Here is an 11849-nt window from a genome sequence, read left to right as displayed (position 1 = left end):
GGGGTTACTCCGCCACTTTTTTCATCCTTAAATGACTGGATAATATTGCTCGTAGACAGGATAAATGTAGTAGGGAGGCCTTGGTCCAATCACAGGTGCCGGAAATGAGTTTTGGACATAGTTGACTTTATATGTTTCCTCAGATTGATTGATCAATAAAAATCTCACTTCAGGATTGTAATAGTAGTCCACAATTTCTCCTCCTATTTGTAAAGGATATATCAGCCTATTCACAGAATGCTTAAATGAGCATGTACTTTTTAGAATCAAAATCTATTTCATACCTGTGGTTTAAGCATTTCAGGACTCTATTTTCACATGCACAGGCACTTTCCTTATCCAAATTACATAAAGTAATCCAAAATGTATTTCGGGAGGATAATCATGTCTAAAGACAAACAAAACTCACAGGAATATCCCATGTATCCTAATTACGGAAAAATAACCGAATATCAGGAAAAAGCCATCACTGTACCTGAGCAGCGTCAGTTTCGGCAGCCTGGTGTGGAAAGTTTAATGGTACCTAGACCAATTATCGAAAATCCAAACTATAAAGGAAGTGAAAAATTAAAAGACAGGATTGCACTTATTTCTGGTGGTGACAGCGGGATGGGTGCTGCAGCAGCAATTGCCTTTGCCAAGGAAGGTGCTGATGTTGCAATTTCTTATTTAGATGAGGAAGCGGATGCAAATCGAACGAAGGAAAAAATCGAGGAAGTCGGAAGGCGCTGTTTGTTATTGCCAGGGGATTTGAGAAAAAAGGAGCAATGCATCGACATCGTGAAAAAAACGATAGAGACGTTTGGAAAGCTCGATATCCTGTGTAATCATGTCGGGATTCAATTTCAGCAAACTAGTCTGCTTAATATTACGGATGAACAGTTTGATGATACTTTTAAAGTTAATATTTACTCCCATTTTTATACAACCAGGGCGGCGCTCCCCTACTTAAAAGCAGGAAGCTCCATTATTAATACATCCTCTGTTGTAACTTTTGATGGAAATGACCAATTAATAGATTATACAGCGACTAAAGGAGCTAATATTGGCTTCACCCGTGCCCTGGCCAATAGCCTAGTTAAGCAAGGAATACGGGTAAACGCTATTGCACCAGGGAAAATTTGGACACCACTGATCCCAGCGAGTTTCTCCGCAGATCAGGTGCCCCTGGCGGTTAATCCAATGGATCGGCAGGGGCAGCCTTTTGAAGTTGCACCGACATTTGTTTATTTAGCTTCAGATGACTCCAGATTTGTGACAGGGCAAACGCTTCATGTTAATGGTGGGCAAGTGCTGTCTTCTTAATATTTACTATACATCTATATTCCAGCGTTTTTCTTCTGTGTAGCGAGACTAACCATCACATAAGCTACAAATGAAAATACTACTGGCAGGACAACGGAATGCAGTCCAAGTGGCTGCGGGAAAAAGGTATCGGATAAAATATATAAACCAACACCAACAATCATTGAGACAAGAGCACCATACTTATTGCCTTTCCTCCAATAAAGCCCCATAACAATTGGCCAAATAAATGCAGCCTCCAATCCTCCAAATGCAAATAAATTTAACCATATAATTAATTCAGGCGGATTCAGTGCCATCAGAAATACAATTATACCCAAAACTGCTGTGATGCCAATACTCATTCGCTTCACCCTAGTATGTGAGGCCTTAGGCTGTATGTAATTTAAATAGACATCTTTAACAATCGTTGAGCTTACAAGCAGCAGCAGAGAATCCACCGTTGACATAATTGCCGCCATTGGAGCAGTTAAAACAATTCCGGCCAGCCAGGGTGGCATAGCTTCAAGAGCAATCAGCGGCATCACTTTATCTCCAACTTCGATCCCTGGCAAAATTGGTCTTGCAAATACACCTATTAAATGCATATTAAGCATGATAAAACCGACCACTATCGTACCAATAATTATCGCCCGGTGCATTGATTGCGAATTTTTATAAGACATTGCCCGTACAGCAATCTGAGGCAGCGCCACCACCCCAACCCCAACGAGGATCCAGAAGGAAGAAACATATGCCGGTGTCAAGGTCCCTTCAGCTCCAAATGGCGTTACCAAATTAGGATTTTCTGCAGTCAAATCGGCCATTATTTCTGAGATACCACCACCTGCAATAATTGTAGCAATCAGCAGGACTAGCGTACCCACAAACATAATCGTTCCCTGAATGGCATCCGTTAAAGCTACCGCACGAAAACCGCCAATCGTTACATAAACCAATACAGACAGTGCAAAAATGAATAATGCTGCTGTATAGGATAAGCCTGTGAGTGACTCAATTAATCTGGCTCCACCTATCCATTGTGCTGCCATCGCAGAAAATAGAAATATAATAATACTGATTGCTGAGAAAAGTACCACCCATTTGGATCTGTATCTTTCTTTTAAAAAATCCACCATCGTAACAGCATTGTATCTTCTAGTAACAATCGCAAATTTCTTCCCCAAAATCATCAAAACAAAATAGCCTGTAACTACCTGGGACATTGCCAGCAAAACCCAGCCTAACCCTTCATTATAAGCTACACCTGGACCTCCAATAAAACTGCTGGCACTCCCGTATGTAGCGGTCATCGTCATTGCTAAAACAAAACCACCCATACTCCTGCCGCCCAGAAAGTAATCATTCAAAAAATTACTCGAGGCTTTCAGATTTCTGCCTGCCAGCACTCCAACCACAAATATAATCACCAAAAATATAAATAACGGAATAATTGCTTCAAGGGTCATTTATTATCTCCCTCATCTTCAAATGGAATTTCCGTAAAAAATTTCCGTACAATGAACGTGACTAATACAGCCATAATAATAAATCCCAAAATACAGCTGTAAAAAAACCATGCTGGAAAGCCAAAAACATATGTATATTCTGCGGGGTCTTTGCTTCCGAGTCCATATGCAAAGGCAAACCACCAGATAAAATTAAAAACTACTAATCCGACACCTATTAATGCTTCCCGGTTTGCAATTTTAAAATGATAGTCATCCTTTTTCATCATCGGCTGCCTCCTTCAAAATACTTATAAACAAATATATCCTACTGACCATGAGAATGTAAACAGAAAAATCCGACGACTATTGGCATCATCAGATTTTTTTACTGTTATATCAGAAACGTAGCAGTTTATCTCATTCCATTCCCTTTTAATGTGTGTTCAAAAAAGGTGCCGAATTAGAAGCGAGAAGGTCGAGGCGGCGAAGTTTTGAGGACTAGACAAAGCTTCACTAATCATCGCACGCAGGAAAAGTGCTTTTCTTTTCCAAGGATCGGAACGTATGCAATTGATACGTGAGAACCGGAAAAACAAGCATTCGTGCGAGATTCGACGCTTATAATTTGGTGACTTTTTGAACATCCTCTTTTAATTATATATTGGCTCATGTATAATATAAAGGTTATTCTCTTTAACTTTCATTCTCTCAGAGGTGGATTCATTTGTTATATATTATTGGATTTATAATTATATTTTTCCTTTTATACTATCTCTTGAATAAAAAGGTTATTCTTGTGGAAACAGTGTCTTCCGCTATTGTGATGGCTGTAGGAGTATTCAGTTTAAATGTAGGCCCGAATTTTAATATTAATGCAATATGGTTTAAAATTATTGCATTAGCTGCCATATCTATCTGGGCGTTTTTTATGATATCCTATATTACTTCACTAATTTTAAAGAAATTTAATGCACTGCATTACGACCAATTAATTGGCCGGTTCAGGATTGGTACATGGGTAGCAAGCACTTCGGTTACTGTAATTATAATAAGCAAATACTTTCCTATGTTCGACCGGATAGTCCTTCCACTGGTGGTGATTAATTCGTTATTATGGCTATTCTTTTTTGCCATATCCATTAAAAGTATGCTTACTATATTTGTAGAGAAGCTTGGGAAAGATGTAAATGGCATTTTATTTTTAACAACCGTAAGCACACAGTCATTGGTTCTGATGTATAACAATGTCTGGGAAGATTTTAATCTTTATATTAATGAATTTCTGATTGCTGCTGGATTCCTGTTTTATTTTTTATGTATTTTTATGATAATAAAACGCTACACAAAATACAGCTGGAAATTGATTATTGATTGGAAAGCACCTAACTGTATGTTTCACGGAGCCCTCTCCATTATTGGTTCATCTGTTGTTATCTCAGGTGTTTTCAGTTCAAAACTGGTTCTAACATTTTGGGTCATCGTCCTGCTCATTTTTATTTGTCATGAGGTGGTTGAAATAATCCGGGGTGTGCTTAGAACAAAAGAATATGGATTTATTGAAGGGCTTTTTGTTTATGATCATTCGCAATGGTCCAGAATATTTACATTCTGCATGTTTTATACATTTACATTAAAGGTAAAATCTAATGTTGTATTTGAGGCTGCCTGGATTTCCTCCAGCCAGCAAGCAATTCTCAGCTATGGAAAATGGATAATCACATTGCTTCTGATTATTGAAATCTGTCTGCTGGTCAATTATTTGTTTTCTGCACAACATGAATCTGAGGCAACTGTCACATCGAGAATTTTATAATAAGAAAAACCGGGCAGAAATGAACTCCGCCCGGTTTTCTTATACTTTTAATCCTCTAAACTAACTTTCAATACTTTATCCGTCACATCAACCATCTCAATTGTTTTGGATATTGTTCCATTCGTTACAACCAAAGTTACTTCTTTCTCTTTCAATATATCAACTTGCTTTTTATTCAGCAATAATTTTCTTGGTTTTTTCTCATTGTAGATATTAATTACAACCCGAACACCATGTTCAAGAGCCTGCAAGTCTTTCGTATGAACAGTTGCTGTGCCATTATTTTTCTTAGGCTCAACTTCCACCTCTGGCTGTTCACCTTCTCCTGGATCACCAGGTTCCTCAGCCGTTTCAGAAATTCTGCCTTCCGCTTGATATTCAATCGGATTTGACTCTGAACTGTTCAAGCTTTTCACAAAATCAACAGTTGCATCAATATCAGCAGGACCCATGATTGGATTCTCTCCTAAATCCTTGATCGGACCATCAGAAGTCCCCATATAGTTATTAACCGTCAATGTGTAAACTTCATCCAAATCAACCGGGGTACCATCAGGGAAGGTAATATCCACAACTTCGTTTAATTCAGAGTTCCATGTGTAATGAAATCCACTAATACTGTAATCTGGTCCATAAATTGGTGATAATTGTTCATTAATAATTGGATAAAGATCTGCACCTGTCACTTCAACTGTCATTAATGTATTTCCAAATGGTTGGATATTGTAAAGGTCTCCCCAGGTTACTTCACCTGCAAGCAGATCGTCTCTGATCCCACCGCCATTCATCATTGCAAAATCACTATCCATCACCCAATTCATGCCATCTGCAATTAAATTGCCTAATCCATGATCACCATCATTCGTATAGTCACCTGTTAAATCCTGTGCATTAAAGCCAATTACTTCATTGATGATTGGAGCAATTCTGTTTTCGTATTTTTCCAAAATAGCTGCGACATTTGTATCTGGTGTATAATCTTCTTGTTTTACAAATACAACTTCTGCTTCTTTACTCACAATATCGCCTGTTGTACGGTCGATTTCTAAATCAACATCCGCAAAAGCTTTTCCATATTCATTTGCCTGTACAATTAATTTATTGTCAACTACTCCATCAACTACCTGATGGTTATGTGCTGCAAAAATCACATCTACTGCGTCATTTACATCTCTGGCAAGATCTGCTGCTTCGCCTGTCGCACCATCGCCAGATTGATCTGCAGGAATATGCGCAAGTACAACAATCGCTTCAACGCCCTGCAAAGTTAGTTCTTCCACTGCATTATTCACCGCTTCAGTCTCGTCTGTAAATGCAACACCTTCAAGCGAGGAAGGCATAACCATATCGACTGTGGCCTTTGTATTTACTCCGATGAAGCCTATTTCCACTCCATCAACCTCTTCGACGGAATATGGCGGGAGGAATGTTTCACCAGTATCCTCATGAACACAGTTTGCACATAGCACCGGGAAGTTCATGCCATCATAATCTTCAGTTCCAAGACCTTCCGGATGCTCTCCACCATCAACCATTCGCATTAACTCGTTGAGGCCTTCATCGAACTCATGGTTTCCAACTGTTCCTACATCAAATCCAATCTCTTCCATAATTTCAACAGTTGGTTCATCCTGGAGTAAACCAGAAACCGGAGAACTTCCGCCAATCATATCACCAGCATGTACGATTAACGTGTTTGGATTTTCTTGTTCACGTTCTTTCATAGCCGTGGCCGTAAAATCCATACGACCGTACATATCTTCCGCTCCGTCCCCATCTGGATCAAGCATGTATTCCTGATCAATTTTTCCATGGAGATCATTCAAGCTTAACAACTGCAATTCTAAAATGTTCTCATCCGGATTTTCTCCATCACCAGCTGGGTTGTAGCCATATGATTCCGCCTCAGCTGCACTGGAGAAGAATATTCTTTTCTCTACTGGAACATCTGCCCAATTATCAGGCACAACATATTCCATTGTGTCGGAATTTCCAACATATCTCAGGAAACCTTTTTGATCATCATTTGCACGGAATGCAAATGGAAGTTCAAGCAATGGATTTTCAGGATTCCAGATACCAATTCCAGCGTCTTTTGCTTCTTTTACTGCATTTTGATATTCAGGATATGTCGCTTCATCGTATGGAGCAATAAAATAAGTTGATGCATACCCCTGTTTGACCATTTCCAGATTAATGTTCATTCCGTCATCTTTGCGAATAACTTCAGCCAGAATTCTGCCATAATCATCTGTTGGCTGATCCCCAACCTTAAGCATAATTTCATCACCTGGCTGGATTAGCTCACTAATATAATCTGTTGCTAAATCACCATAATACTTTTGATTTGCATTTATTTCATCCCGTGCCGGATCATCATTATGGGCTGCATACGTTTCAGCAGTATCCATATTTACGAAACGCACCCTCTTTTCGCCAAACACCGGTGTTTCAACTCGAATCGTATCCCCATCCGTGATTCTTTCAACAGTAGTTTCATAGTATCCAGCTGCAGACGGGGGCTCCGGCTGTTCATCAGCTAACTGAATATCAGATTGCTCTGTTGGAATAAGCTGATAGCTGTCATATTGACTGACAATAGCTGTAACATCATACCAATTATCAGGTTCCACCTGAGAAATATCTAAGGCATTCTCCATAACGCGGAGTGTCGTTCCATTAAAGTCCCCATCAATTAAAGACACATTATATCCACCGCCTGCAGGACTTCCAGGTATATTATTAATATATCCATTCACTTGCACTAACTCGCCCTCATAAGATTCAGCAATTTCCGGATTCTGCAGATCCTCCAGTGTAATTTGCTGCACTTCCGGTAACGCTTGTCCTGTTTCCAATACCTCAATCGCTGCTGGTACAACTTCCTTTAATCCATTATAGGAATCCAGTTCCCCAGAAACTTTAACTAGATCTCCTTTTTGTAGGTCAGGTAATTTTCCTTGTTCATATGCAAACAGATTAATGCCGCCAGTTTCGTCTTGTATGTACGTGGTGAATTGGCCGCCATTGCTGATTGCAGTATTGTCTGCTGTTACAACTCCTTCAACCGTTACAACTGTACCGTCACTTAAATTACGGGCATCTGCAATGGACTGTGCTTCTCCAGGCTCTCCCGGTTCTTCGGGCGGATCTGTTGGATCAACCCCGTCCATTGTGTGGCTGCCAAGATAAGCAAATGTATCCTTTGCGTAATTCGCCCAGTCCGTACCATTATAAGTCGCAGCTGGTTTAGTTATAGAGGCATTTCTTACCATTGTTACGTCTTTTCCATATTCATCTCTTTCACCAATAATTCCTAAAACATCAATGCTGGTACCATTCTTCGCTAATGCAACTGCGTCATCTCCGTTAAAGTTGGCAACTGCTGAATTTTCCAGATCTGTCTGATTTAATATTTCCTGTGCTGAACTTGCGTGTGCAATTACAAATACATCACCATGATTCAATGTTCCTGATAATGTGATCGATTGACTCGCTTCAGCAGCACCATTGCTGTACAGTTGTACTTGATAGCTGGATAAGTCTACTGAATTGCCAGTACCATTATAGATTTCTATTGCCTTATTGAAGGAACCTCCCTCAATGTACTCGGAAATAAACAAATCCTCTGCCACAGCTCCACTTGATTCAGCTGAAGCGGTTGTTGCAAAAACGGCTGAATAATTCATAAAAACAAGCGTGAAAATAAGTAATAGATTCAGAGTCTTTTTCACAGTTGAATTCTTCATCGGCACCCTCCATTTTTAATAGTTTTGTATCCTATTAAATTAATAGGTCACACTATTAATATGGCATATAATGGCACCGCAAACAATTAAGTTTTTGTAAATTTCTGGTTATTTATAACTATTATTCGCTAAAACAGTTATATATGCCTATACTCATTATCTGCAAAAAAATAAGAGACCCTAAAAAGGATCTCATTATTTGATAAAGTGAAAAACCAATGGGAATCTGTATCTTTCCCCCTGATATGCTTTGACCGCTGCAATAATGGTAAATACAACTGTCATAATACCAACTGCAATAAGCATAAGTATTCCAATTAATACAATTACCAATATAGAACTGATGACACCATAAATAAAATAGGAAACTATGAAATTAAAATATTCCTTTCCATGATAATCCACAAATTCAGATTCCTCCCTTTTTAAAAGCCAGATTACTAATGGCCCCAAAACCGGGAACGGAAGACTTAGAATATAGATTAGCATGGAAAACAGTCGTTCGTCTTCTGATCGCATATGTTCTCTTTCCTCCTTTATGTACATTATTTATATCATACAAATACATTTATGTGAATTTATTATATGTTCGGCCTCTTTACTTTAAAACATATTACATTTGAAAATTAAGCAATTTACATATATAATATTTATTTGTACGGGGCATTAGCTCAGCTGGGAGAGTGCTTGCCTGGCAGGCAAGAGGTCAGGGGTTCGAGCCCCCTATGCTCCATAAGAACAAAAGGTTAGCAGAATAATATTCTGTTAGCCTTTTTTTGTTTTCATCAAACACTCCAATCACAGTAAAATCTGCATATTATTAAAAAGGAAACAAATACTAATTAATAAACAAATCCTGGCAGTAAATGGAGGAAATGGAATGAAGAGAACTTGTCTGACCCTTACATTTCTGATCTTTGCAATTCTAAGTTCATTTGGAGTTTTATTTTATACAACAGGCTCAGCAAATGCAGATAGCCTAACGGATAAAATTAAAGAAAGCATGGAGGAAACAGAAGAAAGAAAGCAGTTATTAGAACAATTTAATCTCGAATTAAACAATCGGTTTAAGGAAAGCGGCTTTAAAGGTGATATCAGTATTTCGGGTGAAGATTTTCCTTTTGGAAAGATTAATTTAAATATTGCAGTTAATGATAATAATTACAAAAAGGCCAATGAGAAGCAAATAAGAAAGTTAATAGAAAAAGTTCTCAGTGATTACGATATAAACGATATAGAAATTAATATTAAAGTTCATGAAAGTGCATCAGCCGAACGAACCGAAGAGGAGAAAAAACAGGCTGAACAATTTGATGATATTTTTACAATCGCAGAAAAGGAATTAACCAATAAGAACTATTTGATTGCCACAATGGGTATTGATTCTCAAGCACTGCATATTGAAATTAAAATTACCGGAAATAACAATTCCCTTAAACAGGATAAAGAAATGCTTGAAAAAAGAATTCATGATCAGATATTTTCCAAATACCAGATTGACTATACCATTACGATTAATACGAAGAGTGATGAAGAAATAAGGGAAGAAAAATGGCATCCCATTTTCACAACGATAAGGGAAGAGATGAATAAGCAATTTGATGAAGTAACAGGGTTTGCCCATTCCTTCCAACCAAAACCACTTCAAATTATTATAAAAACTTCATTACCTTCTGGAAATCAGGAATCCAAAAAGCTTGCCGGGAATATGGAAGCATATGTACATGGAATAATAAAGATAAAAAGCGGGGAGGCATCATTGGAAAAGGAGGCCTATCGCATTATTATTAAAAATAAGGACCAAGAAAAACTAAATTAATTAACCGAGCCTTTCAAAAAACGAAGCCATCTGTTATAAGCTGGCTTCGTTTAATCTATTAGGTGGGCATTTGGCTTAGTGGCTGATTGTACTTTTGAGGCATAACAAGAAGACTAGTTTATTGGAGCCAAGCCAGCTTATGATTTCATATGCATTTTGAACATATTGGTGTGTCTATCTAGCTGTAACTGCACCTGCTTAAAATTACTTCGGCTTTCTGTCATGAAATTATTAAGCTTTTCTTCCATACGATCCTGCTTTTCGGAAAACTTCGCTTGGTTTAAAGCTAGAAGTTCTAAACTTGATGTAAATTCTGCTTGGTTTAATATAAGTTTCTCCTGATTAAATTCAAGTTGTTTCTGATTTGATTCTAATTTTTCCTGACTAGACAGAAGTCGGGTTTGATTGGAATCTAATTTTTCTTGATTTGATCCTAATTTTTCTTGATTTAATTCTAGTTTTTCTTGATTTGATCCTATCCGGCTTTGATTGGTTTCTAGACGGCTTTGATTTGATACTAAAAGACTTTGATTGGTTTCCAGTTTTCCCTGATTGGATTCCAGCTTGTCCTGATTGGTTTCCAGTCTATCTTGTCCCTGTTTCAAATCATCCAAACGATCCAGAATAATATTTAGTTTCTCTTCCATTGACTAAACCTCCTTTCATTTTCTCATATTATACCACAGTATTCATGAAATTCTAGGCTTTATATACCCGTTTAACCAGGCTCTCAACATACAGGTCCATCCGTTCTACCATCATTTTATTCGTAAGTCCGGTTACACCAAATGCCACCCATCCTTGATACACTTCCGGAGGCCCAAAAAGCACATCAATTACGGAAACCAAATCCCAATATGGATCATATTTAAAAGCTGGTCCACCATGATTCTTGTATGCAGCCAGAAATCCATCTGCTGTTTCAACATCATACAGCATGGCCAAATTCCACCTGCAATGCCCTACATCAACTCCAGCAGGGCCTGCACATGCGTTTACCCAATCAACCACTCCACTCACAGAGCCATTCTCCCAAAGTACATTAGCAGGGTGGTAATCTCGATGAATGAAACATTCTCTTACTTTTGGGCGTGGACCTTTTACTATTTCAATTGCCTTTTTCCATGTGGCTGGAATAGTTGACCATACTGGTATTTCAACTTCATTTGCATCATTATAGCTAAAATATGACCACGGGAAATCCTCAGCATCAACAGCATGTATCTTTACAAGTGCTTCAGCAAGTCCATTAAGCCATTTATTCCTGTCAACTGGTTTCAGTTCAACGGAGCCCCTAAGCTTCGACATTAAAACTAATGGTACACCACTTACACCACCACTTTTATCATAAGCAATTATCTCAGGTGTAAACACGCCGGCATCTGCTGCTTTCCTAAGACTTTCCGCTTCATGTACAGCGAGATCTGGTTCCTCCTGCAGCCATTCTTTATTATCGAATTGTCGTATAACAACTTCCTTTACTTCTCCATCAGTTTCGAGTTTTATATTGTGCAATGTTGAAGACGTACTGCCTTTTAAACGATCTATTGATACTATATTTGCTTCAGCCCATACAGCATTAATTACCCAGTTCTGTATTTTTCCTGATAAATTAACCATATCTTCTTCCTCCAATCTGTTCTTCCATTATCTTATATTTCCTAGAATATTAAAGGTATTGGACTAGCTTTCATCGAAAAATAATATTATTAGGAATAAAAACTTAAGGAAAG

10 protein-coding genes and 1 tRNA gene are annotated in these 11849 nt (G+C 38.2%); 4 read left to right on the top strand and 7 right to left on the bottom strand.

What is annotated here, in order from left to right; all coding sequences use genetic code 11:
- Window positions 1–27: 27 nt before the first annotated feature.
- On the bottom strand, window positions 28–192 hold the full coding sequence (locus CIL03_RS07725; RefSeq protein ID WP_165767912.1) for a hypothetical protein: 165 nt from the start codon (window positions 190–192) through the stop codon (window positions 28–30).
- A 192-nt stretch (window positions 193–384) separates the two neighbouring features.
- Here CIL03_RS07725 and CIL03_RS07720 point away from each other — a divergent pair, with 192 nt between their 5' ends.
- On the top strand, window positions 385–1305 hold the full coding sequence (locus CIL03_RS07720) for an SDR family oxidoreductase (protein WP_094885258.1): 921 nt from the start codon (window positions 385–387) through the stop codon (window positions 1303–1305).
- A 14-nt stretch (window positions 1306–1319) separates the two neighbouring features.
- On the opposite strand, the gene panF is transcribed toward CIL03_RS07720, so the two are convergent.
- Window positions 1320–2753 carry a sodium/pantothenate symporter gene (panF, locus tag CIL03_RS07715; protein WP_094885257.1) on the bottom strand — a complete coding sequence of 478 codons (1434 nt, stop codon included), beginning with the start codon at window positions 2751–2753 and terminating at the stop codon, window positions 1320–1322.
- Entirely contained in the window at window positions 2750–3019 is a 270-nt protein-coding gene (locus CIL03_RS07710) for a YhdT family protein (RefSeq protein WP_094885599.1), read from the bottom strand. Before CIL03_RS07710 ends, panF begins: the two co-directional genes overlap by 4 nt.
- Window positions 3020–3459: 440 nt before the next feature.
- Between CIL03_RS07710 and CIL03_RS07705 the strand changes: the two genes are divergently transcribed.
- Window positions 3460–4548 carry a hypothetical protein gene (locus tag CIL03_RS07705; protein WP_094885256.1) on the top strand — a complete coding sequence of 363 codons (1089 nt, stop codon included), beginning with the start codon at window positions 3460–3462 and terminating at the stop codon, window positions 4546–4548.
- Between the two features lie 47 nt (window positions 4549–4595).
- Here the strand turns inward: CIL03_RS07705 and CIL03_RS07700 are convergent, their stop codons facing one another.
- Window positions 4596–8297 (bottom strand): 5'-nucleotidase C-terminal domain-containing protein, encoded by a 3702-nt coding sequence (locus tag CIL03_RS07700; protein WP_094885255.1) that lies wholly within the window; start codon window positions 8295–8297, stop codon window positions 4596–4598.
- A gap of 195 nt (window positions 8298–8492) precedes the next feature.
- Complete coding sequence (locus CIL03_RS07695; protein ID WP_094885254.1) at window positions 8493–8816, bottom strand: DUF4870 domain-containing protein; 324 nt, start codon at window positions 8814–8816, stop codon at window positions 8493–8495.
- Between the two features lie 141 nt (window positions 8817–8957).
- On the opposite strand from CIL03_RS07695, the gene CIL03_RS07690 reads away from it, so the two are divergent.
- Window positions 8958–9030, top strand: a tRNA-Ala gene (locus CIL03_RS07690).
- 147 nt (window positions 9031–9177) lie between these two features.
- The gene (locus CIL03_RS07685) at window positions 9178–10116 is read left to right on the top strand and encodes a DUF4030 domain-containing protein (protein ID WP_094885253.1); all 939 of its coding nucleotides are present in this window, start codon (window positions 9178–9180) and stop codon (window positions 10114–10116) included.
- Between the two features lie 137 nt (window positions 10117–10253).
- Here CIL03_RS07685 and CIL03_RS07680 read toward each other — a convergent pair whose 3' ends face one another.
- Complete coding sequence (locus CIL03_RS07680; protein WP_094885252.1) at window positions 10254–10763, bottom strand: hypothetical protein; 510 nt, start codon at window positions 10761–10763, stop codon at window positions 10254–10256.
- 52 nt (window positions 10764–10815) lie between these two features.
- Window positions 10816–11736, bottom strand: coding sequence for an aminoglycoside phosphotransferase family protein (locus CIL03_RS07675; protein ID WP_094885251.1), 921 nt, complete (start codon window positions 11734–11736; stop codon window positions 10816–10818).
- Window positions 11737–11849: the final 113 nt, after the last annotated feature.

The organism is Virgibacillus indicus, from assembly GCF_002266285.1.
GTDB lineage: Bacteria > Bacillota > Bacilli > Bacillales > Amphibacillaceae > Virgibacillus_K > Virgibacillus_K indicus.
The sequence above is the reverse complement of the archived record's forward strand: the minus strand, read 5'-3'. Positions and strand labels throughout refer to the sequence as shown.

What these genes read in the sequence shown, in the direction of transcription:
- CIL03_RS07720 (WP_094885258.1), top strand. Translation starts at nt 385, where the DNA reads ATGTCTAAAGACAAACAAAACTCACAGGAATATCCCATGTATCCTAAT.
- panF (WP_094885257.1), bottom strand. Translation starts at nt 2,753, where the DNA reads ATGACCCTTGAAGCAATTATTCCGTTATTTATATTTTTGGTGATTATA.
- CIL03_RS07710 (WP_094885599.1), bottom strand. Translation starts at nt 3,019, where the DNA reads ATGAAAAAGGATGACTATCATTTTAAAATTGCAAACCGGGAAGCATTA.
- CIL03_RS07700 (WP_094885255.1), bottom strand. Translation starts at nt 8,297, where the DNA reads ATGAAGAATTCAACTGTGAAAAAGACTCTGAATCTATTACTTATTTTC.
- CIL03_RS07695 (WP_094885254.1), bottom strand. Translation starts at nt 8,816, where the DNA reads ATGCGATCAGAAGACGAACGACTGTTTTCCATGCTAATCTATATTCTA.
- CIL03_RS07685 (WP_094885253.1), top strand. Translation starts at nt 9,178, where the DNA reads ATGAAGAGAACTTGTCTGACCCTTACATTTCTGATCTTTGCAATTCTA.
- CIL03_RS07680 (WP_094885252.1), bottom strand. Translation starts at nt 10,763, where the DNA reads ATGGAAGAGAAACTAAATATTATTCTGGATCGTTTGGATGATTTGAAA.
- CIL03_RS07675 (WP_094885251.1), bottom strand. Translation starts at nt 11,736, where the DNA reads ATGGTTAATTTATCAGGAAAAATACAGAACTGGGTAATTAATGCTGTA.